This window comes from Candidatus Pantoea floridensis (genome assembly GCF_900215435.1).
In the GTDB taxonomy this organism is placed as follows: Bacteria; Pseudomonadota; Gammaproteobacteria; order Enterobacterales; family Enterobacteriaceae; genus Pantoea; species Pantoea floridensis.
Map to the genome: position 1 here is coordinate 259501 of NZ_OCMY01000001.1, position 23889 is coordinate 283389.

Annotated in this window: 23 protein-coding genes; 2 read left to right on the forward strand and 21 right to left on the reverse strand. The window is 54.2% G+C overall.

Annotated features, from left to right (window positions below):
* Positions 1–5: 5 nt before the first annotated feature.
* The 12 genes from holB to yceD all read right to left on the reverse strand — a co-directional run bounded on the left by holB (position 6) and on the right by yceD (position 9707).
* A complete protein-coding gene (gene holB / locus CRO19_RS01290) occupies positions 6–995 on the reverse strand; it encodes a DNA polymerase III subunit delta' (protein ID WP_097094242.1) in 990 nt (329 codons plus the stop codon).
* The gene (gene tmk / locus CRO19_RS01295) at positions 992–1627 is read right to left on the reverse strand and encodes a dTMP kinase (RefSeq protein ID WP_097094243.1); all 636 of its coding nucleotides are present in this window, start codon (positions 1625–1627) and stop codon (positions 992–994) included. The genes holB and tmk overlap by 4 nt, the downstream gene beginning before the upstream one ends.
* The gene (mltG, locus tag CRO19_RS01300; RefSeq protein WP_097094244.1) at positions 1617–2636 is read right to left on the reverse strand and encodes an endolytic transglycosylase MltG; all 1020 of its coding nucleotides are present in this window, start codon (positions 2634–2636) and stop codon (positions 1617–1619) included. Before mltG ends, tmk begins: the two co-directional genes overlap by 11 nt.
* Positions 2633–3445: an aminodeoxychorismate lyase gene (pabC, locus tag CRO19_RS01305; RefSeq protein ID WP_097094245.1), complete on the reverse strand. Its 813-nt coding sequence runs from the start codon at positions 3443–3445 to the stop codon at positions 2633–2635. The genes mltG and pabC overlap by 4 nt, the downstream gene beginning before the upstream one ends.
* Positions 3446–3567: 122 nt before the next feature.
* Complete coding sequence (gene fabF / locus CRO19_RS01310) at positions 3568–4809, reverse strand: beta-ketoacyl-ACP synthase II (protein ID WP_097094246.1); 1242 nt, start codon at positions 4807–4809, stop codon at positions 3568–3570.
* Between the two features lie 86 nt (positions 4810–4895).
* Complete coding sequence (gene acpP, locus CRO19_RS01315) at positions 4896–5132, reverse strand: acyl carrier protein (protein WP_097094247.1); 237 nt, start codon at positions 5130–5132, stop codon at positions 4896–4898.
* Between the two features lie 153 nt (positions 5133–5285).
* Positions 5286–6020, reverse strand: a complete 735-nt coding sequence (gene fabG / locus CRO19_RS01320; protein WP_097094248.1) for a 3-oxoacyl-ACP reductase FabG — start codon at positions 6018–6020, stop codon at positions 5286–5288.
* Positions 6021–6030: 10 nt separating this feature from the next.
* Positions 6031–6963, reverse strand: a complete 933-nt coding sequence (gene fabD / locus CRO19_RS01325; RefSeq protein ID WP_097094249.1) for an ACP S-malonyltransferase — start codon at positions 6961–6963, stop codon at positions 6031–6033.
* A 16-nt stretch (positions 6964–6979) separates the two neighbouring features.
* Positions 6980–7933 (reverse strand): beta-ketoacyl-ACP synthase III, encoded by a 954-nt coding sequence (locus CRO19_RS01330; protein WP_097094250.1) that lies wholly within the window; start codon positions 7931–7933, stop codon positions 6980–6982.
* Entirely contained in the window at positions 7934–8974 is a 1041-nt protein-coding gene (gene plsX, locus CRO19_RS01335; RefSeq protein WP_097094251.1) for a phosphate acyltransferase PlsX, read from the reverse strand. It abuts the gene before it with no gap.
* 26 nt (positions 8975–9000) lie between these two features.
* Complete coding sequence (gene rpmF / locus CRO19_RS01340; RefSeq protein WP_007885783.1) at positions 9001–9171, reverse strand: 50S ribosomal protein L32; 171 nt, start codon at positions 9169–9171, stop codon at positions 9001–9003.
* Positions 9172–9185: 14 nt separating this feature from the next.
* Positions 9186–9707, reverse strand: a complete 522-nt coding sequence (gene yceD / locus CRO19_RS01345) for a 23S rRNA accumulation protein YceD (RefSeq protein ID WP_097094252.1) — start codon at positions 9705–9707, stop codon at positions 9186–9188.
* Positions 9708–9850: 143 nt separating this feature from the next.
* Here yceD and CRO19_RS01350 point away from each other — a divergent pair, with 143 nt between their 5' ends.
* Positions 9851–10432, forward strand: coding sequence for a Maf family protein (locus CRO19_RS01350; RefSeq protein ID WP_176519185.1), 582 nt, complete (start codon positions 9851–9853; stop codon positions 10430–10432).
* 11 nt (positions 10433–10443) lie between these two features.
* Here CRO19_RS01350 and rluC read toward each other — a convergent pair whose 3' ends face one another.
* A complete protein-coding gene (rluC, locus tag CRO19_RS01355) occupies positions 10444–11400 on the reverse strand; it encodes a 23S rRNA pseudouridine(955/2504/2580) synthase RluC (RefSeq protein ID WP_097094254.1) in 957 nt (318 codons plus the stop codon).
* 572 nt (positions 11401–11972) lie between these two features.
* On the opposite strand from rluC, the gene rne reads away from it, so the two are divergent.
* Positions 11973–15248: a ribonuclease E gene (rne, locus tag CRO19_RS01360; protein WP_097094255.1), complete on the forward strand. Its 3276-nt coding sequence runs from the start codon at positions 11973–11975 to the stop codon at positions 15246–15248.
* 176 nt (positions 15249–15424) lie between these two features.
* On the opposite strand, the gene flgL is transcribed toward rne, so the two are convergent.
* The 8 genes from flgL to flgE all read right to left on the reverse strand — a co-directional run bounded on the left by flgL (position 15425) and on the right by flgE (position 23876).
* Positions 15425–16393 carry a flagellar hook-associated protein FlgL gene (gene flgL, locus CRO19_RS01365; RefSeq protein ID WP_097094256.1) on the reverse strand — a complete coding sequence of 323 codons (969 nt, stop codon included), beginning with the start codon at positions 16391–16393 and terminating at the stop codon, positions 15425–15427.
* Between the two features lie 18 nt (positions 16394–16411).
* Entirely contained in the window at positions 16412–18055 is a 1644-nt protein-coding gene (flgK, locus tag CRO19_RS01370) for a flagellar hook-associated protein FlgK (RefSeq protein WP_097094257.1), read from the reverse strand.
* A 119-nt stretch (positions 18056–18174) separates the two neighbouring features.
* Positions 18175–19116, reverse strand: coding sequence for a flagellar assembly peptidoglycan hydrolase FlgJ (flgJ, locus tag CRO19_RS01375; RefSeq protein WP_097094258.1), 942 nt, complete (start codon positions 19114–19116; stop codon positions 18175–18177).
* Complete coding sequence (locus CRO19_RS01380) at positions 19116–20222, reverse strand: flagellar basal body P-ring protein FlgI (protein ID WP_097094259.1); 1107 nt, start codon at positions 20220–20222, stop codon at positions 19116–19118. The genes flgJ and CRO19_RS01380 overlap by 1 nt, the downstream gene beginning before the upstream one ends.
* Before the next feature lie 12 nt (positions 20223–20234).
* Positions 20235–20945, reverse strand: coding sequence for a flagellar basal body L-ring protein FlgH (locus CRO19_RS01385; protein ID WP_097094260.1), 711 nt, complete (start codon positions 20943–20945; stop codon positions 20235–20237).
* A gap of 62 nt (positions 20946–21007) precedes the next feature.
* Complete coding sequence (gene flgG, locus CRO19_RS01390) at positions 21008–21790, reverse strand: flagellar basal-body rod protein FlgG (protein ID WP_097094261.1); 783 nt, start codon at positions 21788–21790, stop codon at positions 21008–21010.
* 17 nt (positions 21791–21807) lie between these two features.
* Positions 21808–22566 carry a flagellar basal body rod protein FlgF gene (locus tag CRO19_RS01395; RefSeq protein ID WP_097094262.1) on the reverse strand — a complete coding sequence of 253 codons (759 nt, stop codon included), beginning with the start codon at positions 22564–22566 and terminating at the stop codon, positions 21808–21810.
* A gap of 20 nt (positions 22567–22586) precedes the next feature.
* On the reverse strand, positions 22587–23876 hold the full coding sequence (gene flgE, locus CRO19_RS01400) for a flagellar hook protein FlgE (protein WP_097094263.1): 1290 nt from the start codon (positions 23874–23876) through the stop codon (positions 22587–22589).
* Positions 23877–23889: the final 13 nt, after the last annotated feature.

Genomic DNA, 23889 nt, shown 5'->3' on the forward strand with positions numbered 1-23889 from the left:
CTCTCTTAGCCGACCACGGCGGGTGCGAGTAAACGCTCCCAGGCAAGCAAACGGTCAGTCAAAATTAATTCACGATTAAGGGCTGCCACATGCAGCAGTTGATCCCGACACTGCATCCATTGCTGTGCGCTGCTATTTAACGCGCCGCTGTTCAGTCTTTGCGCCAGTTGTGCAACCACATCCGGGCGATCGCCGTTGCTGAGCCACTGACTTGCCCCCTGCTGCACTTTCATTGCATCAACCAGCAGAGAAATCAGCCAGCTTAGTCGCTCAGCCACATCCTCTGCATTGAGCGCCGGCAGCAGCTGCAGCACATCATTATTGAGCGCGCGGATCAGCATTTCGCACAATTTTTCACGCGCCTGCCAGCGTTCAGGTTGTAACAGCGCCAGTGCGGCCGCCGGTGCGCCATTACTCAAGCGCAGTGCCGCACGTAGCGTGGCTTCCGGTTGCGGCTGCTGTTTCTGCAGCCACTGCAGACTATGCGCTTCTTCCGGTGGTGAAAGATGCCATGTCATGCAGCGGCTGCGGAGCGTAGCCAGCAAGCGTGAAGGCTCACGCACGCTGAGGAAGAACCAACAGTTCGCCGGCGGCTCTTCCAGCGTTTTCAGTAACGCATTGGCTGCGGCTTCAGTGAGCTGTGAAGCATCAGGCAGCCAGACGATTTTCGCACCGCCCTGCTGGGCAAAGTGATACAGCTTTTCGGTTACATCTCGCACCGCATCGATGCCTAGCGACGATTTGCCCTTTTCGGCTTCGAGCCGATACCAATCAGGGTGGGTATGCGCCTGCATCAGCTGGCAGCCGTGACAATGCCCGCAGCTTTTTAGCCCTTCAGGCTGCAGACACATCAACCAGCGACTGACGCCCCAAACCAGCGCATCATCGCCCATTCCCTCGATAGCTTGCACCAGCAGCGCATGATGTGCCTGACCACTCTGATGGCGAGCGATAATCTGTCGGTAAGGTTGATTCAACCAGGGATACCAGTTCATGCTGATTGACCTGCCAGCCAGCGACGCAGCGCCGTTTTAAGTGACAATGTCACCTCATCAATATTTTGCGTCGCATCAATAGTGAGGATAGAAGGATCCTGCGCGGCTAATGCCAGATAGCATTCACGCGTACGCTCAAAGAAGCGTAACGACTCTTGCTCAATACGATCTAACTCGCCGCGAGCTCGGGCGCGCTGCAAACCCACTTCTGGCGTGACATCGAGGTAAAGCGTGAGATCGGGCCGGAAATCACCGAGTACCGCATCGCGTAGCGTGGTCATTAATTTTGCATCTACACCACGTCCGCCGCCCTGATACGCTTGAGAAGAGAGATCGTGGCGGTCGCCAATCACCCATGCACCGCGTGCCAATGCTGGTTTAATCACGTTCTCCACCAGCTGCACGCGTGCCGCATAAAGCATCAGCAGTTCGGCTTTATCGGTGACCTGTTCACCATCAATACCCTGCTTAACCAGTACACGCAGCTGTTCCGCCAGCGGCGTTCCACCTGGCTCACGGGTAAAGACGACATCATTGATGCCATGTTCATGCAGCGCAGCAACTACCGCATTACGCGCAGTGGTTTTACCTGCGCCTTCAAGGCCTTCAATGACGATAAACTTACTTTTCATTTTTTTCCTTCATTGCCAGCCGATAAACCTGCACCGCTTTGTTGTGACTGGCCAAATTAGTCGTAAAAGTGTGCCCGCCTTTACCATCTGCGACAAAATAGAGGTAATTGGTCTTCTCTGGATGTGCTGCCGCCTCAAGCGAAGCACGGCTCGGCATGGCAATCGGACCCGGAGGCATACCGCTAATGGTGTAGGTATTGTAGTCGGTTGGGGTTTCGAGATCTTTACGCGTTAACGAGCCGGTATAGCTATCACCCATGCCGTAAATCACCGTAGGATCGGTCTGCAGTTTCATGCCCGTACGCAGGCGATTGATAAATACTGATGCCACGCGTGCGCGCTCTTCGCTGACGCCGGTTTCTTTCTCAATGATTGACGCCATGGTCACCAGATCCTGCTCTTTTTTATAAGGCAGGTTATCCATGCGGCCCTGCCAGATCTCATCAACCAGCTTATTCATGCGTGCATGAGCCCGCTCCAGCAGCGCCACATCGCTGGTATTTGCCGTATAAAGATAGGTATCGGGATAGAAACTGCCCTCGAGTTGGCTGGGCTCAAGTTTGAGCGCCGTGGCAACGGTGGCAAACTCATCGTCGGTGAGCGTGTGTTTGAGGTAAGGCGACTTGCGCAACTCAGCCAGCCACTCCTTCAGCCTTGAACCTTCAACAAAGCGTACCGGAAACTGAGCTTCTTTACCGCTGGCCAGCAGTTGCAGCAGTTGTCGTACCGTCATGCCTTTTTCCAGCCGATAGGTGCCTGCTTTAAACTTTGCCAGTTCTGGCTCCAGTTTTAATAGCGGACCAAACCAGATACTGGTGGGAATAATGTGCTGGCTTTCGAGCTGGGCTTCCAATACCACGCGGCCACTACCGGCCGGCAATGTGTAAATGGTTTCCTGTTGCAAAGTGAGTGGTGCATCAGCTAAGCGTTGAACCTGCCAATAGCTAAAGGCGGCGGCGAGCCCCGCTAATGCCACTACACCTGCGAGAATCTTTTTCATTCGAGTCATGATACTTCCATCGTCGGGCAACTGGCGCGCAGTTGCTGGTACAGCGAACGTGCGGTGAACGAAACATCGTCAATTTGTCGCACGGGTAAAACCGGCATCAGGGCATTGCAGATCACCACTTCATCGGCATTCAAAACCTCCTCCCTGTGGCTATCTATCAGCTGACAAGTCTGGCCAGATGCCGCCATTTCTGCCAGCAGATAACGGCGCATAATGCCATCTACACCGGCTTGCTCCAGGCGCGGCGTATAAAGGGTATTGCCTTTGCGCCAGAATAAATTGGCCGCACAGCATTCCACCACCGTCCCGTTAGTGTCAAGCACCAGTGCCTCGTCTCCGCCCGTCTGATCAAGATGGTGGCGAATGAGCACCTGCTCCAGGCGATTGAGATGCTTAACGCCGGCCAGCAGCGGATTTCGCGCCAGGCGAACAGGGCTGGTATTCAGCACGACACCCTGCTGTTGCAGCGCGGCATAATGATGTGGCCAGGGAGAAAGCGAAAGGATGCGGGTAGGCATGGTGCAGCCGGTACGGCTGTAACCGCGGCCACCTGCGCCTGGCGTCAAAATCACCTTTAGCACCGCCTGCGCTTGCCCATGAGCAGCCTGCTGCATTTCTTTAGCCAGCTGCTGCAAGTCCGGAATGCGCATCAATAACCGTTCACAGCCATCTTTAAGGCGTTGCAGATGGGCAGCAAGCATGACAACCTGGCCATTAACCACCGCCGCGGTAGTAAAACAGCCATCACCAAATTGCACAGCGCGATCGCGTGCTGAAAGTTCGGTCTGCTTTACCCCGTTTATCCACATGTTGATTACCCTGAGCGTTGTGCCTGTTTTCAATACCACTGCAGCACGTAAAATTCCACGCTACTGCGTGTCAAAATATAAAAAAGGCCCGCATTGCGGGCCTCTGTTCAGCTAAGTAGCGATTAAACTTTGCGGAAGATCAGCGAGCCGTTAGTGCCGCCAAATCCGAAGGAGTTACACAAGGTATACTCCAATCCGCTGACCTGGCGCGCCGTGTGTGGCACAAAGTCCAGGTCACAACCTTCGTCAGGATTGTCGAGGTTAATCGTTGGTGGAACCGCCTGATCGCGCAGCGCCAGAATCGAATAAATCGCTTCTACCGCGCCTGCTGCACCCAGCAGATGGCCCGTCATCGATTTGGTTGAGCTCACCATCACGCTATGAGCCGCAGCACCAAACACCGATTTCACCGCTTGAGCTTCCGCTTTATCACCGGCTGGCGTCGAGGTGCCATGCGCGTTGACATAACCGATCTGCTCAGCGTTCAGCTGTGCATCACGCAGTGCGTTAACCATCGCTGCTGCTGCACCTGAACCATCTTCTGGCGGTGACGTCATGTGGTAAGCATCGCTGCTCATACCAAAACCAATGATTTCAGCATAAATTTTCGCGCCGCGTTTCTTAGCGTGTTCGTACTCTTCCAGTACGACAATGCCTGCACCATCACCCAACACGAAACCGTCACGATCTTTATCCCACGGACGGCTCGCCGCCTGCGGATTGTCGTTACGCGTGGAGAGCGCACGTGCAGCACCAAAACCACCCACACCCAATGGCGTACTGGCTTTCTCCGCACCACCTGCCAGCATCACATCAGCATCGTTATACGCGATGATACGTGCAGCGTGACCAATGTTATGCACACCAGACGTACACGCAGTCGCGATTGAGATGCTAGGACCTTTTAGGCCATACATGATGGTGAGATGACCGGCCACCATATTTACAATGGTAGAAGGCACGAAGAAGGGGCTGATTTTGCGCGGTCCACCTTTGACCAGCGAGCTGTGGTTATCTTCGATCAAACCCAGTCCGCCAATGCCAGAACCGATTGCCGCACCAATGCGACCAGCATTCTCATCGGTTACGACCAGACCTGAGTCTGCCATAGCCTGAATACCCGCAACGATGCCGTATTGGATGAAGTCATCCATCTTGCGCTGATCTTTGCGCGAGATGAAATCATCGCAATTGAAATCTCTTACTAAGCCTGCAAAACGTGTTGCATAGGCACTAGTATCAAAATGGTCGATCAGGCTAATGCCGCTCTGACCGGCAAGGAGAGCACTCCAGGTAGACTCTACGGTATTGCCGACAGGAGACAACATGCCAAGACCAGTCACAACTACACGACGCTTAGACACGCACGTCCTCCAGGGAGGGAAAAAATAACGCTATGTGGGGCAAACATAAAACTCAGGCGGTCGAGATGACCGCCTGAAGATATTCATTAGCCTTTATGGCTATTGATGTAGTCGATCGCTGCCTGAACGGTAGTGATTTTCTCAGCTTCTTCGTCTGGAATTTCAGTATCAAACTCTTCTTCCAGAGCCATTACCAGCTCAACGGTGTCAAGAGAATCTGCACCCAGGTCTTCTACGAAAGAAGCAGAGTTGATCACTTCGTCTTCTTTAACACCCAGCTGCTCAGCTACGATTTTCTTAACGCGTTGTTCGATATCGCTCATACTATTTAATTTCCTATCAAAACTCGCTTTCGCGATGGTTTTCGTAGTGTATAAAATGTTGAAAAAGATGCAACAAAATCCCGGCTGGTCTAACCACGATTTTGCGTTATTCTGCGGTGTTTACCGCAGATAAAGCAAATCATTTCGTGATTATCAGACCATGTACATACCGCCATTGACATGAAGCGTCTCACCCGTGATGTAGGCTGCTTCGTCAGAGGCTAAGAATGCAACAGCATTGGCAATCTCCTGCGGGTCGCCTAAACGGCCTGCTGGAACTTCTGCCAAAATACCCGAACGTTGATCATCGTTCAGTGCACGCGTCATGTCCGTCTCGATAAAGCCCGGAGCCACGACGTTTACAGTAATGCCACGTGACGCAATTTCTCGCGCCAGTGATTTGCTAAAGCCAATCAAACCTGCTTTTGCTGCCGCATAGTTTGCCTGACCCGCGTTACCCATGGTTCCAACTACAGAACCGATGGTAATGATACGGCCCACGCGTTTTTTCATCATGGCACGCATAACCGCCTTAGAAAGGCGGAACACCGATGTCAGGTTGGTATCAAGGATATCCGCCCACTCATCGTCTTTCATGCGCATCAACAGATTGTCACGCGTAATGCCTGCATTATTGACTAAAATGTCCACTTCGCCAAATTCAGCACGAACTTGTTCGAGCACGCTCTCAATTGAGGCCGCATCGGTTACGTTCAGCAGCAGGCCTTTGCCCTTGTCGCCGAGGTAAGCACTGATTGCTTCCGCACCGCTTGCACTGGTGGCGGTTCCCACCACTTTAGCACCGCGCGCAGCCAGCGTTTCCGCAATGGCGCGACCGATACCACGGCTTGCACCGGTAACCAGCGCTACTTTACCTTCAAAGCTCATGTTTTTCCTCTTATTCCTGTGAAAGGGCTGCGCTCAGTGAAGCAGGATCGTTCACTGCAGCAGCGCTCAGGCTATCCACAATACGTTTGGTCAAGCCGGTCAGCACTTTGCCTGGGCCAACCTCGAGCAGCTGCTCAACGCCCTGCGCAGCAATAAACTCGACCGATTCGGTCCAGCGCACTGGGCTGTAGAGCTGACGGACCAGCGCGCTACGAATTGCGGCGCCATCGGTTTCACATTTCACGTCAACATTGTTCACAACCGGTACGTTAGGCGCGTTGAAAGTGATAGCTTCTAACGCAACCGCCAGTTTATCCGCAGCGGGTTTCATTAGCGCGCAGTGCGACGGCACGCTAACCGGCAGCGGCAGCGCACGTTTGGCGCCTGCAGCCTTACACGCTGCGCCAGCACGTTCAACCGCTTCTTTATTACCGGCGATAACCACCTGGCCTGGCGAGTTGAAGTTAACCGGTGAAACCACCTGGCCTTGCGCACTTTCTTCGCAGGCTTTACGGATCGATGCATCGTCCAGGCCAATAATGGCTTGCATCGCGCCGGTACCTTCCGGTACGGCTTCCTGCATCAATTTCCCGCGCAGCTCAACCAGCTTGATAGCATCAGCGAAATTCAACACGCCGGCACAAACCAGCGCTGAGTATTCACCCAGGCTATGACCTGCCATCAGCGTGGGTTTTACCGCATTTTTGCTTTGCAATACGCGATAAATAGCCACAGAAGCGGCCAGCAACGCTGGCTGCGTCTGCCAGGTTTTATTCAATTCTTCAGCTGGCCCCTGCTGGACCAGCTGCCACAAGTCATAACCCAGCGCGGCGGAAGCTTCACCAAAAGTGGCTTCAACCTGCGGGTTTTCAGCAGCCAGGTCGGCTAACATGCCGACGGTCTGCGATCCCTGTCCAGGAAAAACATAAGCAAATTGCGTCATCTTTCGTTCCTGTCAATCAAAAGCGAACCAGTGCGGAACCCCAGGTGAAACCACCACCGAAGGCCTCCAGCAAAATCAGATGTCCCGGCTTGATACGGCCATCGCGCACCGCCTCGTCCAGTGCACTTGGCACGGAAGCGGCCGAGGTATTACCGTGACGATCCAGTGTGACTACGACTTTATCCATGCCCATACCGAGTTTTTTGGCCGTTGCGCTAATGATGCGCAGGTTCGCCTGATGCGGAACCAGCCAGTCGAGCATTTCACGATCAAGGTTGTTAGCCTGCAGGGTTTCGTCAACGATGTGTGCCAGTTCAGTTACGGCCACTTTGAAGACTTCATTACCCGCCATTGTCAGGTAAGCGGGCTCATCCTGATGGGCGCGATCCTGATACGGCAGCGTCAGCAATTTGCTGTAACGACCATCGGCATGTAGATGAGTAGAGAGGATCCCCGGCTCTTCGCTCTGGCTCAGAACCACAGCTCCCGCGCCATCGCCAAACAGAATGATAGTGCCGCGATCGTTGGGATCGAGCGTACGTGCCAGCACATCTGCACCGATCACCAGCGCATGCTTAACCACGCCATTTTTAATGTATTGATCGGCAACGCTCAGCGCATAGGTGAAGCCCGCGCAGGCGGCAGCCAAATCAAAAGCAGCACAATCTTCAATCTCCAGCATTTGCTGGATCATGCAGGCTGAGCTTGGGAAAGCGTGACTCGAGGACGTAGTGGCCACAATAATCAGGCCAACGTCATTCGCATGCACACCCGCCATCTCAAGCGCACGCTGTGCTGCGGTGAAGCCCATGGTGGCAACCGTTTCTTCCGGAGCGGCAATACGACGCTCACGGATACCGGTACGGGTGACAATCCACTCGTCCGTCGTCTCGACCATTTTTTCCAGATCCGCATTGGAGCGAATCTGCTCAGGCAAATAGCTGCCCGTACCGATAATTTTGGTAAACATCTACGCTTTGTCACTCCTGGCTAATACAGTGTCAAGGCGCGCCGCAATCCTCTCTGGGACTTGCTTTCGCACCGTCTGCTCTGCCTGCTCTATCGCCACGGCAAATGCACGTTGATTCGCCGCACCGTGGCTTTTGATCACTGTCCCGCGCAATCCTAACAGACAAGCGCCATTGTACTGGTCGGGGTTGAGGTGGCCGAAACGCGTTGCCAGACGCTTTTGAATCCAGCGCCCCAGCAATCTTAGCCACCAGGCCCGTTTTTTTCCTTCCTCTGACGATTTCAGCAGAGAGAGGAACATTCTTACCACGCCTTCCATGGTCTTCAACGTGACGTTACCCACGAAGCCATCACAGACCAGCACATCCGTTTTGCCGGTGAGGAGATCGTTCCCCTCAAGGTAACCAATATAGTTGATTTGCGGTGACGCTCGTAGCACCGCAGATGCGGCGCGGATTGTTTCCAATCCTTTGGTCTCTTCCTGACCAATGTTCAACAGTGCAACCCGAGGCTGAGCAATTTCCAGCACTTCTTCGGCCATGACCGCGCCCATAATCGCAAACTGCACCAGCATATCGCTGTCAGACTCAACGTTAGCACCGAGATCCAGCACCACCGTTTTGCCATGCTGCTGATGCGGCAACACCGTCATCAACGCCGGACGCTCAATCCCATCCAGCGGCTTAAGCAACATTTTCGCCAGCCCCATCAGCGCGCCGGTATTTCCCGCACTAACGCAGGCTTGCGCTTTACCTTCTTTGACCAACTCTAACGCCACACGCATCGAACTGCCGCGGCTATTACGAATTGCCTGAGAAGGTTTGGCATCACTTGCAATAACCGATTCGGCAGGAATGACCTGCACACGCCTCTGTAACGAGGAATCCGCTTTGGCAAGAAATGACGAGATGATGTCGGGATCGCCGACCAGAAGAAGAACCAGCTCCGAATGAGAGGCCAGTGCCTGCAAGGATGCAGGCACTGTCACGCAGGGACCGAAGTCCCCGCCCATGGCATCAACTGCCAGGGTCAAACGTGTCAAGGTATCGCCTTGTGTAATCGCGAGGATTACTTGGTGATAACCTTGCGACCGCGGTAGTAACCATCCGCAGTGATATGGTGACGCAGATGAGTTTCGCCAGAAACTTTATCTACTGACAGAGCAGCAGTGGTCAGAGCATCGTGTGAACGACGCATACCACGCTTAGAACGGGTTGGTTTATTCTGTTGTACGGCCATGGACCTTACTCCTATTACTTACGCTTTAAACTGGCTAATACGGCAAACGGATTTGGTTTTTCTGCCTCTGGAGGCAATTGACCAAATACCATGTCCGCGTCGGACACTTCACAGTGTTCAGAATCATGCACCGGAACCACGGGCAGCGCGAGGATGAGTTCATCTTCGATCACCGCCAGCAAGTCGATCTCACCAAAATCATTGACATCAACTGGCTCGTAGGCTTCCGGTAGTGCCTCGGCCTGCTCATCAGAAGAGACAGGACTGAAGCAATAGCTTACGTGAACATGACGTGGAAACGACTGGTTGCAGCGTTGACATGACAAAGTCACCTGCACTTCGGCTGTTCCTTGCAGAACGGCGAGGCGCTGGTTGTCAACCGCAAACGACATATCGCATTCAACATCACTGTCCACACTCACGACCGTTTCGGCCAAGCGCGCCACCAATTCAGGTGCATAAACACCATGATAATCAAGGCGTTTTTGCGCGGCGCGGACCGGATCGAGCGTCAGGGGTAATTTTACCTTTTGCATAGGGCGCGCATATTAACTTTGTAACGTCATAGAGTCAAAGAAAAAGGCCGGTTTACGGCATCTTTCACCCGTTAGTCGCATCCAGTGCGGCGCATAGTTTAAAATGACTGTCATCTTTACGCTATCTATTCTGAAAAAAAATGATGACACCTTTAGTTTTAGCCTCCACCTCCCCTTTTCGTCAGGCATTGCTGGCCAAACTAGGCCTGCCTTTTATAACTGCCGCCCCCAACAGTGATGAAACGCCGTATCTCAATGAATCAGCGCCAGAACTGGTGCAGCGTCTGGCATTAGCCAAAGCACAGGCGCTGGCTGAGCATTACCCTGATAGCTGGATTATCGGTTCAGATCAGGTGTGCGTTCTGAATGGTGAGATTGCGGGTAAGCCTTATACCGTGGAGCAGGCTTGTCTGCAGTTGGCGGCGGCGAGCGGCAATGCGATCACATTTTACACGGGTTTGGCGCTCATTCAGCCGCAGAGCGGCAAACAAACCGTGATTTGCGAACCTTTTACCGTACATTTTCGCACGTTAAGTCGCGCAGAGATTCACGCGTATGTTGAGAAGGAGATGCCGCTTCAATGTGCAGGCAGTTTCAAAAGCGAAGGATTAGGTATTTGCCTGTTTGAAAGACTGGAGGGCCGCGATCCCAATACCTTAGTTGGCTTACCGCTGATTGCGTTAAACGAAATGTTAAGAAGTGCGGGCATCAACGCATTGAGTTGATACCCTGGTCATCAGGCTTTTTTCTGACGCAGCTGGGCAAGGCAGTGCTTCAAAGCGCCATCCAATGGCGCTTCCATTCGCAAGAGTTCGCCGGTATTAGGATGGGTAAAAGTCAGCGCGGCAGCATGTAAAAAAAGTCGCGATAGGCCGGTTGAGCCCAGTTGCGCATCAAATTCACGGTCGCCATAACGATCGTCAAAAGCGATCGGATGGCCGCCGTGCAGCGTATGGACACGGATCTGGTGCGTACGGCCCGTTACCGGACTTGCTTTGACTAAGGTCGCAAAACCGAATCGCTCTTCAACTTTAAAACGCGTCTCCGAAGGCTTGCCTTCTGCACTCACGCGCACCACGCGTTCGCCGCTCTGCAAAATGTTTTTCAGCAGCGGTGCCTGAACAACTTTCAAATGCGATGGCCAATCACCGCGTACCAGCGCCAGATAATCCTTTTGCATGCCCTTCTCGCGCAGTTGCTCATGCAGCGAACGCAACGCCGAACGCTTTTTAGCCACCAGCAAGATGCCGGAAGTGTCGCGATCGAGTCGGTGAACCAGCTCAAGGAAGCGCGCTTCTGGACGTAAGGCGCGCAGTCCTTCAATCACGCCAAAACTTAAGCCGCTGCCACCGTGTACCGCCGTACCTGATGGTTTGTTCAACACCAGTAAATAATCATCCTCATAAAGGATGGCATTGGTGAGCGCAGCTACTTTATCCAGCTTAGGTGAAACCGCCTGCTCTTCGCGTTCAGCAACGCGCACCGGTGGAATACGGAGCTCATCGCCGTCTTCCAGCTTATATTCAGGTTTAACCCGCTTTTTATTCACCCGCACTTCGCCTTTACGCAAAATGCGATAAATCATGCTTTTCGGCACGCCCTTGAGCTGGGTACGCAGAAAATTATCAATACGTTGTCCGGCATTTTCAGCCGTGATGGCGACATACTGTACGCCCGGATTCTCTGTTTTCATGGCGGCGATTCTAAATAGTGTACCCGGATAGCGCCACCCCTTTTTCTGTGCTTAACTCTCTCTTTGTCGCACAGTTAAACGGTGAAAATGGCGACATTTTCACCGATGCGATGATTAGCCCTGCAAATGAACAGGTTATGGATGAATAAACTTCGCAGCTTGGCAAAAGTCGCCTTGCTATATGTTGGTGAGCAATGGAATAATGCAGGGGTTTCTGCCCTGGAAAGATTCAGGCAGGAAAAAGAGCGAAATAAGTCATTTTGCCGGATTGAACGGACACGCAGCAATGGCGTAAGACGTAATGTTAAATCAGGCACTTAGCGGGCTGCGGGTTGCGGCCTGGACGACAGACTAGGATGCGTGGATTTCTGAATACTCTGTAGCACTTCCACCTTCAGGCGCTGGATTTCCTTATGAAAAACAGGCCACCGACAAGATTTGCGCCCCTTTAGCCGCCGACAACCGTGAGGTTGACGTCAGTGCATTAAGACACGGGGCCATCGGTTGATTCTCGTCCAGGGTAACGATGCCCGCAGCTACATCACTCATGTGAGAATAACGAGTAAGTCACGATGAAAAGAATGTTAATAAACGCAACTCAGCAGGAGGAGTTGCGCGTTGCCCTGGTTGATGGACAACGTCTGTACGATCTGGATATTGAAAGTCCTGGACACGAACAGAAAAAAGCCAACATATACAAAGGTAAAATCACCCGCGTTGAACCGAGCCTTGAAGCTGCATTTGTCGATTACGGTGCAGAACGTCACGGTTTCCTCCCTCTAAAAGAAATTTCCCGCGAATATTTCCCATCCAACTACAACGCACATGGTCGTCCGAATATCAAAGATGTGCTGCGTGAAGGTCAGGAAGTTATTGTTCAAATTGATAAAGAGGAACGCGGTAATAAAGGTGCAGCACTGACAACCTTTATTTCGTTAGCCGGTAGCTATCTGGTATTGATGCCGAACAATCCTCGTGCTGGCGGCATTTCTCGCCGTATCGAGGGCGACGATCGTACCGAGTTGAAAGAAGCCCTCTCCGCGCTGGAACTGCCAGACGGTATGGGGTTAATCGTCCGCACCGCTGGCGTCGGTAAATCTGCCGAGTCGCTACAGTGGGATCTCAGCTTCCGTTTGAAACACTGGGAAGCAATCAAAAAAGCCGCAGACAGTCGTCCGGCACCTTTCCTGATCCATCAGGAAAGCAACGTGATCGTGCGCGCTTTCCGCGACTATCTGCGTCAGGATATTGGTGAAATCCTCATCGATAACCCGAAAGTTCTGGATCTGGCGCGTCAGCATATTGCTGCTCTCGGCCGCCCTGACTTTAGCAGCAAAATCAAACTGTACACCGGTGAAATCCCGCTGTTCAGCCATTACCAAATCGAATCGCAGATTGAATCCGCTTTCCAGCGTGAAGTTCGTCTGCCGTCAGGCGGTTCAATTGTTATTGATAGCACCGAAGCATTGACCGCTATTGATATCAACTCCGCACGCGCGACCCGCGGTGGCGATATCGAAGAAACGGCTTTCAATACCAATCTGGAAGCGGCCGATGAGATTGCGCGTCAGCTGCGTCTGCGCGATCTCGGCGGTTTAATTGTTATCGACTTCATTGATATGACGCCAGTGCGCCACCAGCGCGCCGTGGAAAATCGTCTGCGTGAAGCGGTGCGCCAGGATCGTGCTCGCATCCAGATCAGCCACATTTCCCGCTTCGGTTTGCTGGAGATGTCGCGTCAGCGCCTCAGCCCATCATTGGGTGAATCCAGCCATCACGTCTGCCCTCGCTGTAGCGGTACCGGCACCATCCGTGATAACGAATCACTGTCGCTGTCGATTCTGCGTCTGATTGAAGAAGAAGCGCTGAAAGACAACACCAAAGAAGTCCATGCGATTGTTCCCGTCCCGGTGGCGTCCTACCTGCTGAACGAAAAGCGTGATGCAGTCAGCGCCATTGAGAAACGCCAGGGCGGCGTGCGTGCCATCATCGTGCCAAACGATCAGATGGAAACGCCACACTACTCTGTGTTGCGCGTACGCAACGGCGAAGAGACGCAAACTCTTAGCTATCATCTGCCGAAACTGCACGAAGCGGAAATGGCGCTGCCTTCTGAAGAAGAGCACGCTGAGCGTCGTCGTCCGGAGCAGCCAGCACTGGCCGCTTTCGCAATGCCAGATGCACCGCCAGCACCGGTTGAAGTGGTGAAAGACGTTCAGCCTGCAGCGGAAGCGAAAACCAAACCCGCAGTTGCCGCTCCGGCTGTCACCAGCACTGGTTTCGTTGCCCGTCTGCTGAACGGTTTGAAGAAGATGTTCGCCGGTGATACACCAGCTGCCGCGCCTGCTGAAACTCAGCAAGAAGCACCAGCGGCGGCTGAATCTGAAAATACCCAGCAGCGTGGCGAACGTCGCAACAATAACAATCGTCGCAACAACCGTCGCGAACGCACTCCGCGCAATGGTGAGAATGGCCAGCAGGTGCGCGAAGGTCGTGAACCTCGCGAGCCGCGTGAAGCGCGTGAGCCACGTGAATCCCGCGAACCGCGTGACAATCAGGATAATCGTCGCAACAAGCGTCAAAATAGCGAGCCGCGTGAAGCTCGTCCTGTGCTGAGCGATGAAGCCCTTGAGCAGCGCGATGAGCAGCAGCAGCAGCGCCGCGAACAGCGCGCCGAGCGCCAGCGTCGTCGTCAGGAAGAGAAACGTGCGCAACAGCAGGATCAGAAAGTCGCTGAACCCGCAGTAAAAGCGGATGTAATCGCTGAAAGCGTTGCTCAGGAAGAAGAACGTGTACAAGTGATGCCACGTCGTAAACAGCGTCAGCTGTCTCAACGTGTGCGGGTTGGCGAAAACAGTGAAATTGCAGCCGAAATGCCCGCTCCGGTTGTGCATGAAGCTGCTGTAGAAACTGCGCCGCGTACCCAGTACCACGAGCAACCTGAAGCCAGTAATGACGAGCAAGATGATAGCGATAACCGTGACAACGCCAATATGCCGCGTCGTTCACGTCGTTCACCGCGTCACCTGCGCGTGAGTGGTCAGCGCCGCCGCCGTTATCGTGATGAGCGTTACCCAACGCAGTCTCCGATGCCGCTGGAATCTGCTGCTGCTTCCCCAGAAATGGCCTCAGGAAAAGTGTGGCTTAACTATCCGGTGGCACAAGCGCAGGAAGAATACACCACGCAAGATGCCATGCATGAAGTATCGGATTATGGCTACCAACAAGCCGCAGCGACCGTGGAACAACCCGCTGAAGTGGCCGCTGTTGAACCGGCCGTTGAGCAGGCAGCTGCAGAAGAGGCAGTACATCAGGCTGAACCGCAGGCGCATATTGATGTGCCAGTGGTAAACACTGATGACGTCTCGCCAATTGCTGCGCCAGTCAACGAAGAGCCCGCGGTAATTACTGCTGCCGATGAACCTGTTGCACAGCAAATTGCTACTGAAGCTGAGCCTGCGGCAATCGTTGAAGAAGCGAAGCCAGAAGCCAGTGAAGTGGCTGCGGTGGTTGAGCAGGCACCGGCAGATGTTTCGCCAGCAGTGGAAGCTCAGGTTGAAGAGGTTCTGGCTGCGCCAGTGGCGGCTGTTGCTGAAGTCACGCCGGTAACTGAACCTCATGCGCCAGTTGCGGCACGTGACACTGCAGTAACCACAGCTGAAACACGCTTTAAACATCATGCAACTGCACCGATGACCAAAGCGCCTGCACCAGCGTGGCAACCGGAGCCGGCTCGTCACAGCGAATGGGTTCGTCCACCGTTCGACTTTGATGGACGGGGTTCTGCGGGTGGTCATAGCGCCACGCATCAAGCCACCGCACCGGCAACACGCCCGGAAAGCGCGTAAGCTTTAGCAAGTCAGTAAACATCAAACCCCGGCGAGTCCGGGGTTTTTTATTGGCTGACATTCAACCCCTTCATCACTTAGCGTGTTTCTTACCGGCAAAAAAAATCCCACAGCCTCAAAGGCGGTGGGAGAAACTAAGCGCACCCGGTTAAAGTACGCTCAAAGATTCAGGTCAATCAGGAATTCAGTTGGAATAGTGACATCTTCGACATATCGGTAAACGTCTTATACGACGCCTGCAGAGCCGTTTGTTGCATGGTATAGCTGGAGATGGCCTGAGTGTAATCCACCTGCACCAGATCGGTCATTTGCGAAGCCATGATGGTGTCGCGATCGTCGCCCTGCGCATCCAGCGTATCCAGTTCAGCTAACTGTGAACCCACGGCAGAACGGACCGCCAGCACGTTATTCAGTGAGTTGCTCAGACCACGGTTGGACTTATCCATCGCGTCCTGGAAAACCTGTTTAGTCGCATCATCGGCATCATCCTGCGGCGTCTTTAACGCGGCAATCGCGCTATCGAGCATATTAAACAGGTTTTTTTCGCTAGCGCTGCCGTCCGGCTCCGCCTTTGAGTTGCTGGTGAGCGACATAAATACGGAAGATCCTGTGCTGCTGACGGCCATGGTACGTCCATCATCAACTTTTTGCGTGATGGGATCGGCGCCACCTACATAGGTCACGCCCGCCGGGGCGCCGGCATCACTAAAAGGCGCGACATCCGTTTGATAGCCCGCAAAGATGTAGCGACCATTACCGTCACGGCTGTTCGCCTGGTTCAATAGCTGGGAGCGAATACCTTCCAGTTTGGTGGCGATCGACGCACGGTCGTCGTCACTCAGGGTGCCGGTAGAACCATAAACGATCATGGTTTGCGCATCCTGAATGCTGCTGGTAACGCTGGAAAGTGCATTCTCTTCCATCGACAAGCTTTGATCGGCAAAGCTGCGCGCCGTCGCATATTGACTACTTTTCGCCTGTGACTGCGACAGCACCACCGCACGCGAGGCCGCGATAGGATCGTCAGAAGGATTGTTAACGCGCAATCCGGTTGAGAGCTGCTGCCCCACTTTTAGCCAAGAGGATTGCGAATCGGTAATACCGCGCACCTGCTGGTCGAAAATCATATTGGTACTAAGACGCATGGTTTTTATCCTCTATGCTTAGCCGCGGATGTCCATCAGCGCATTAAAAATGGTACTCGCCGTTTGCAGCACTTGCGCATTCGCCATGTAGAACTGCTGATATTTCGTCAGGTTGGAGTACTCCTCATCGAGGTTAACGCCAGAAACGGATTGCTGACGATCGCTCAGCTGGGTTACTACGTTCTGCTGCGTCGTACTGGCGGTTTCCAGCGTGCTGGTTTTGTTACCCACGGTGCTGACAATACTGGCGTAGGCCTGCGCAATAGTGGCGTTGCCATTCACCAGCTTACTATCCTGAAGATCTAACAATTTCTGCGCGTTACGGTTATCACTTTCACCGCTGGTAGCGCTGGATGCCGCGGCAATCTGCGATTCATCGGTGATCGCCACCGACATGCCAGCAATCACGTTCTGCACCGGCTTAACCAGGAAGCTGTCTTTGGCATTCGGTGCTGGCGTCGTGCTCACCGTCAGTTTCAGCCCGTCAAAGTTGAGCGTGCCATCGGTCGCATCCGGCGTAACGTTAAACTTCACGTTATCTGACATGCGGGTAACCGACCAATTACTGCCGTCATAACTCACGGTATAGTTGGAGGCCTTCATCGCGCTGGTGTCTGACCACGCCGCGGTTACCGTGGCCGATGAGGTGTTTTTGCTGTTACTCGCTACTGTGGGCGAGCCGATGTTAAAGAAGTTGCCGCCAGCAGCGCCAGTGCTATCAAAACCCTGGCTATGCACGGTGTTGAAGCTGGTGGTGAACGCTGCCGCTAACTGGCCAAGCTGGTTCTGCGCCGTATCCAGATCCTGAGTACGGAATGCCAGTAAACCGCCCAGTGAACCGGTAGTTAAGGTTTTCTCTGGGATCTCCACGTTGCCAGCCTGCTTATCCACGTAGCCAACGGTGGTGCGTGAGGGATCGCTGCTGGAAGGCATGGCCACCAGACTGGTGGCGTTTTTACCATTGACCAACGTCACGCTGCCCATGGAAACGATGTAACTGCCGTCCTGCTGGGAGACGTTTACGCCAACCACATTATTCAGGCTATTCACCAACTGATCGCGCTGGTCCAGCAGATTGTTAGGTGCCGCGCCACCGCCAGTGGTCAGCTTGGCAATCTGTGTATTCAGATCGGCAATCTGGCTGGTAAAGGTGTTGATTTGATCAACATTCGAAGCGATATCGGTGTTTACGCTGGTTTGCATGTTATTGAGATATTGCGCGGTGGTCTGGAACTGGTTTACCAGGCCTTGCGCATAGCTCAGCATTGACTGACGTGCCGACGGATCGTTGGCGTTACTCACCACGTTTTGTACGTTAGTGAAGAAGCTCTGGATCGACGTCGACAAGCTGGTGGTCGACGTCGACAGCAGGTCATCAATGTTGGAAATCTGATTATATTGGGTATTAACGGCGCTGTAGTTGGCGCTGGAGCCACGCAGCTGAGCGGTGATGAACTCATCGTATTCACGCTGTACGCCCGAAAGCGTGACGCCGTTGCCGTAATAGCTATTGCCCTGCAACGTGCTATTCGACTGCGACAAAATCGCCGTCTGACGCGAATAGCCCGCTACCGTATAATTGCTGATGTTGTTACTGGTGGTGCTTAATGCAGCCTGTGCGGCGCTCAGCCCACTCATCGCTGAGTTAATTATGCTGGACATCTCGGTTCCTTAATTTCCCGTTAACCGGGCTGGCAGTCATCAGTGCGATTGCGCGAACGATGAGCGCCCGCGGCATGTGATGGTTATCGGCTTGCTTAAGTAAAACTTGAGGCAAAAAATCAGAACAAATCAGTGATATCGTTGCTGTACGCCTTCATCACTTTTTCACCCATGTTTTTGAATTGTTGGATCATTCCTACCAGCTTCTGCGCATATTTCGGATCGGTGGCGTAACCGGCCGCCTGCAAGGCGCGCGCGCCCTGCTCGGCGCTTGGCGCGTTCGCTACGGCGGCATAACGCGGATTGCTGGAAAGCAATTTGACGTAGTCGCTGAGTGCTTCCATATAGGAGCCGTAGACGCGGAAGCTGGCACGTACTTTTTTCGCTTCGCCACCTTCGTATTCGGTGGTCATGATATCGGTGGTGGCGCCTTTCCAGTCGCTGCTCGCCTTGATACCAAATACGTTGTAGCTCGGCTTGCCGTCGCGCGTGAGGATTTGCCGCTGGCCCCAGCCAGACTCCAGCGCGGCCTGCGCCAGAATCAAATGATGTGGAATACCACTCTGTTGGCTTGCCACCTGCGCCGGTTGAGCGAGCTGCGCGATAAAATCGCTGCTATCACTGGGTAAACTGCCCGGAGAAACCGGTAGACGCGGCACCGCTTTTCGCACCATCTGCTCCAGCTGATTGGACGGCAGGTTGCTATAAATGAAGCTGTTATCCAGTTTCATAGGCACCGTGCCGGCGGTTTCATCCGGTTCTTGCGCCGGCTGCATCTGTTTAACAATCAGATCGGCCATGCCCAGGCCGCGCTTACCGATCTCCTGCGCAATCTGCTGATCGTACATTGAGGTGAAAAGCCGCGTCTGGTCGTTACTCAGCAAACCATCCTGCGGTAGCGCTGCGCGCATGCTTTTCATCATCATCTGCACAAACATGCCTTCCACCTGTTTTGCCACCTGCATCGCCTTCCCTTTCGGGTCGACGCTGGCTTCACGTTTCAGGTCGTTCAGAGAGCGGCTGTCGTAAGCCGCATTCATCAGCGATTGCGTATCGGTCATCAGATAATTTCCAGTTTGGCGCGCAAGCAACCCGCGCTTTCCATCGATTGCAAAATCGACATCAGCTCAATCGGTGACGCACCCAGCGCATTAAGCGCACGTACCACATTGTTCAGGTTGGCGCTGGAGTTCACGCGCTGCAGCGCGCCGCCGCTCTGGCGTAAATCAATCTGCGTGTTGTTGGTTGTCACTGTCTGCCCACCTGCCAATGGCGTATCGGGCTGACTAACGTTTTGCTGTTGATTAACCGTCACCGACAAATTACCTTGCGCCACCGCACAGGTATTCAGCGTCACTTCGCGGTTCATTACCACTGAACCGGTACGTGAGTTGATGATCACTTTGGCATCTTCCAGCGGCACGGAAACATCAAGGTTCTGAATCTCCGCCAGCAAACGCACCTGTGAACTGTTGTTCGGTGAAACGCGGATTTGCACGGTACGCGCGTCCAGCGGCTGAGCAGAACCAATGCCGCGTGCATTAATGGTGTCGGCAATGCGCTGCGCCATGGTGAAATCTTCACTGTTCAGCTGCAGGTTAATGGTGTTCTGGCTACCAAAGTTGCTCTGCAGCTCACGCTCTACCGTTGCACCACCGGTAATGCGGCCACCGTTAAGTTGGTTAACCTGAACGCTGCTGCCGCCGGCAGATGCACCGGCGCCACCAACCAGAATATTGCCCTGTGCCAGCGCATAAACCTGGTTATCCACCCCTTTCATCGGCGTCATGAGCAGCGTACCGCCGCGCAGACTTTTCGCATTACCGAGTGAAGAAACCACTACGTCGATGTTTTGTCCCTGACGTGCAAATGACGGCAGCTTGGCTGTCACCATCACCGCCGCCACGTTTTTCAGCTGCATGTTGGTGCCGGTTGGCACGGTAATACCCAGCTGAGAGAGCATGTTGCTGACCGTTTGCGTAGTAAACGGGGTTTGCGTGGTCTGGTCGCCGGTGCCATCCAGGCCGACGACCAGGCCGTAGCCAATGAGCTGGTTGTCGCGCACACCCTGCACGGAAGTCAGATCGCGGATGCGGTCAGCATGCGCCATAGCGCTGAAGCCGAGCAGTAAGCCCAGGCTCAGGCGGAGCAGAGTCGTCATATTCATTCTCATTACCTCTTACATCGGCGAGACGTTCAGGAAGAAGCGTTGGAACCAGCCCATCGTCTGCGCTTCATTGATATAACCATTTCCGACGTACTCAATACGTGCATCGGCCACCTGCGTTGACAACACGGCGTTGCTGGCGCTGATGGTGCGCGGGTTAACCACGCCAGAGAAGCGGATAAATTCCGTACCCTGGTTAATTTCGATCTGTTTCTCACCCACCACGCGCAGGTTGCCGTTTGACAGCACCTGATTCACGGTGACGGTGATGGTGCCGGTAAAGGTGTTATTCGCCGTGGCGCCACCTTTACCTGCGAAGTCATTTTTGCCATTCGCATCAAGCGTGGCTTTTTCGCCGCCCGCACCCACCAAACCACTCAGGCCGGTTGGCACGCCCGTGACGCCGAAACTGTTGCTGCCATCGCGGCTGGCGTTGGCGGAGGAACTTTTGCTGGCGCTGACGTTTTCCTGCAAGGTGATCGTCAATGTGTCGCCGATGTTGCGTGGACGGCGATCCTCAAACAGCGGCTGATAGCCGTAGTTCAGCGGTGCGACGCCCTGGAAAATAGAACCGTTCACCACTGGCGGTGCGGATGGCGTCGGCTCTGCCGTTGTCGATCCTTGTACCAGCGGCGTGCGCGGAACCAGCGCACAACCGTTAAGCGTCAGTAGCAATGTGGCTACTAACCAATGACCAGGCTTGAGAATCACTTGCTTCGCCACGGAGTTATGACCTTTTTCATGTTCTTAATCGGGCCAGCAAAGCCGACCCAACGACACCAGGATTAAATCTGGGTTAACTTCGCCAGCATCTGATCGGAGGTACTGATCGCTTTGCTGTTAATTTCGTAAGCGCGCTGCGTCTGAATCATGGTCACCAACTCTTCCGCCACGTTGACGTTTGAGGTTTCGACATAACCCTGATACAGCAGACCGGCACCGTTTTGGCCCGGCGTACTCTGCGTGGCCGCACCCGATGCCTGCGTTTCCTGATAAAGGTTTTCGCCCTGGCTATTTAAGCCCGCATCATTCATGAAGGTGCTCAGCGTCAGCTGTCCCACCTGCGCCGGGTTGGTTTGGCCCTGTTGCGTCACGCTCACGACACCGTCACGCGAGATGGTGATGCTGGTGGCGTTAGCCGGGATGGTGATGCCTGGCTGCACCGGGTAACCGGCATTCGTCACCAGCTGTCCGTTTTGGTCAACCTGGAAAGAACCATCGCGGGTATACGCCGAGGTGCCGTCCGGCATCTGCACTTCAAAATAACCCTGGCCGTTGATGGCCACGTCTTTCGAGTTGCTGGTCTGTGACAGGTTACCCTGCTGATGCAGACGCTCGGTGGTGACCGGACGCACACCGGTACCGATCTGCAGGCCCGACGGCAGCGTGGTTTGCTCCGACGACTGCGTACCCGGCTGGCGCAGCGTTTGGTACATCAAATCTTCGAATACCGCGCGCGAACGTTTGAAGCCGTTGGTGCTAACGTTTGCGAGGTTGTTGGAGATGACGTCCATATTGGTTTGCTGAGCGTCAAGACCGGTTTTCGCGATCCATAAAGAACGAATCATGGTGTTTTCCTTACGCCTTAGCTGCTCATGTTGAGCAGCTGGTTGGCTTTTTGTTCGTTTTCATCAACGTTAGAGATCACTTTCATCTGCATCTCAAAACGTCGGGCGTTGGCGATCATATCGACCATGGTTTCCACGGGTTTGACGTTACTGCCTTCCAGCACGCCGGGCATGACGGTCACCGAGGCATCGTTCGCCAGCGCGGCGCCGCGCGTAGCCTGTGCTTGCTGGGTTGGACGGAACATACCGTCGTCACCGCGCTGTAACTCTTTACCTGTGGCACGAACCAGTTTCAGCTTGCCAATTTGCACCGTGGCGTTGGGCGCATCCCCTGCATTACGCGAAGTAATGGTGCCGTCGGCCGCGATGGTCAGCTCCGCCCCTTGCGGAATGGCGATTGGACCGCCATCGCCCATGACGGGATTGCCCTGAATGGTCAAAATACCGGTAGCGCTTATCTGCATGTTGCCGTTGCGGGTATAGGCTTCGGCACCGTCAGCGGTACGCACCGCCAGCCAGCCATCTTGCTGTACCGCTACATCCAGCGTACGGCCAGTGTTGTCCATGGTACCTGGCGTCATATCAGCGCCCGGCGTTGAAGCGGCAACCAGGGTACGCGTTGGCAGCGACCAACCGTTGACCGGCACCGCGCGCAACGCGTTGAGCTGAGCACGAAAGCCCGGCGTTGAAGCGTTGGCGAGGTTGCTGGCGGTCACCGATTGCTGGTCCATCGTCTGACTCGCCGCGCCCATCGCGGTATATATTGCGTGATCCATAAAGCAATCCCGTTAGCGAATTAACGTAAGTTAACCAGGGTGTTGAGAATCTGGTCCTGAGTTTTGATGGTTTGGCTGTTAGCCTGATAGTTACGCTGCGCAACGATCATGTTCACCAGTTCTTTACTCATGTCGACGTTCGATGCTTCCAGCGCACCTGAGGTCAGGTTGCCGTAGGTACCGGTGCCTGCCAGACCAACGGCCGCCTGACCTGACGAGCTGGTTGCGGACCAAACGTTGTCACCTTCAGATTTCAGACCTTCCGGGTTAGAGAAGCTCGCCAGCACGATCTGCCCCAGCAGCTGGGTTTTCTGGTTGGAGTAGGTGCCGGTGATGGTGCCATCATCGTTGATGGTGTAGCTGGTCAGGTCGCCTGGCTGGTAACCATCCTGCGTTGGGTTACCGAAAGTGCTGGTGCCGGTGTTCTGCTGCAGGCTACCCAACATGCTCAGGCTGATATTCATGCCATCCGCACCGTTGGTGCCACCCACAACCAGATTTGCCAGTGATGGGCTGGTTGCCGTGGTAGAAGGGATCGCGGTGCCAGGGTTAAGGGGATCATCAACCATTTTGGATACGCTAGTCAGCGTACCGCTGGCATTGAATTTCATCTGGAAACCCAAACCATCATCAGGATCGGCGTTGCCAATCTGCTTGCCGGTGGTGGAATCCATGATATGCACGGTCCAGGTGTTATCCGCCGTTTTGATGTAATACATATCCAGCTGGTGATCGTTACCCTGCGTGTCATACACCGTCATGGTGGTTTTCGCGTTGTAGCTATCCACGTTGGAGGCATCAAACGTGGTGACGGTCGGCACGGTGCTGGTGGAGTTAAGGTTCGCCACCTGGGTCGCCGTGGTGGTCGCGCGTGCGCCCATCTGCGTGGTGGGGATGCTCAGGGCAACCGGGTTAGCGCCGCTCTGAATGGTCGGTGGCGTACCGCTGGCTGGATAGCCGGTTACGTTCAGGCCCTGGGTATTCACCAGGTTACGGTTTGCATCCAGCGTGAACTGGCCGTTACGTGAATAGAACACGCCGCCGCTGGCGTCGGTCATACGGAAGAAGCCGTTGCCGCTCAGTGCCACGTCCAGCCCACGGCTGGTCGAGGTGGTGCTGCCATCACCAAAGTTCTGGATTACCGCTGCCACTTTGGTACCGAGACCAACGTTTGAACCGGCAAACATATCGGCAAAGGCGATGGTGCTGGATTTAAATCCGGCTGTGGCGGAGTTGGCAATGTTGTTACCAATCACATCCAGGTTGCTGGAAGCAGCATTCAGGCCGCTCACCGCTTGTGAAAAAGACATGTAATCTCTCCTG

Coding starts and splice junctions, on each gene's coding strand:
- holB (WP_097094242.1), bottom strand. CDS start 995: ATGAACTGGTATCCCTGGTTGAATCAACCTTACCGACAGATTATCGCT.
- tmk (WP_097094243.1), bottom strand. CDS start 1,627: ATGAAAAGTAAGTTTATCGTCATTGAAGGCCTTGAAGGCGCAGGTAAA.
- mltG (WP_097094244.1), bottom strand. CDS start 2,636: ATGACTCGAATGAAAAAGATTCTCGCAGGTGTAGTGGCATTAGCGGGG.
- pabC (WP_097094245.1), bottom strand. CDS start 3,445: ATGTGGATAAACGGGGTAAAGCAGACCGAACTTTCAGCACGCGATCGC.
- acpP (WP_097094247.1), bottom strand. CDS start 5,132: ATGAGCGATATCGAACAACGCGTTAAGAAAATCGTAGCTGAGCAGCTG.
- fabG (WP_097094248.1), bottom strand. CDS start 6,020: ATGAGCTTTGAAGGTAAAGTAGCGCTGGTTACCGGTGCAAGCCGTGGT.
- fabD (WP_097094249.1), bottom strand. CDS start 6,963: ATGACGCAATTTGCTTATGTTTTTCCTGGACAGGGATCGCAGACCGTC.
- CRO19_RS01330 (WP_097094250.1), bottom strand. CDS start 7,933: ATGTTTACCAAAATTATCGGTACGGGCAGCTATTTGCCTGAGCAGATT.
- rpmF (WP_007885783.1), bottom strand. CDS start 9,171: ATGGCCGTACAACAGAATAAACCAACCCGTTCTAAGCGTGGTATGCGT.
- yceD (WP_097094252.1), bottom strand. CDS start 9,707: ATGCAAAAGGTAAAATTACCCCTGACGCTCGATCCGGTCCGCGCCGCG.
- CRO19_RS01350 (WP_176519185.1), top strand. CDS start 9,851: ATGACACCTTTAGTTTTAGCCTCCACCTCCCCTTTTCGTCAGGCATTG.
- rluC (WP_097094254.1), bottom strand. CDS start 11,400: ATGAAAACAGAGAATCCGGGCGTACAGTATGTCGCCATCACGGCTGAA.
- rne (WP_097094255.1), top strand. CDS start 11,973: ATGAAAAGAATGTTAATAAACGCAACTCAGCAGGAGGAGTTGCGCGTT.
- flgL (WP_097094256.1), bottom strand. CDS start 16,393: ATGCGTCTTAGTACCAATATGATTTTCGACCAGCAGGTGCGCGGTATT.
- flgK (WP_097094257.1), bottom strand. CDS start 18,055: ATGTCCAGCATAATTAACTCAGCGATGAGTGGGCTGAGCGCCGCACAG.
- flgJ (WP_097094258.1), bottom strand. CDS start 19,116: ATGACCGATACGCAATCGCTGATGAATGCGGCTTACGACAGCCGCTCT.
- CRO19_RS01380 (WP_097094259.1), bottom strand. CDS start 20,222: ATGAATATGACGACTCTGCTCCGCCTGAGCCTGGGCTTACTGCTCGGC.
- flgG (WP_097094261.1), bottom strand. CDS start 21,790: ATGATTCGTTCTTTATGGATCGCGAAAACCGGTCTTGACGCTCAGCAA.
- CRO19_RS01395 (WP_097094262.1), bottom strand. CDS start 22,566: ATGGATCACGCAATATATACCGCGATGGGCGCGGCGAGTCAGACGATG.
- flgE (WP_097094263.1), bottom strand. CDS start 23,876: ATGTCTTTTTCACAAGCGGTGAGCGGCCTGAATGCTGCTTCCAGCAAC.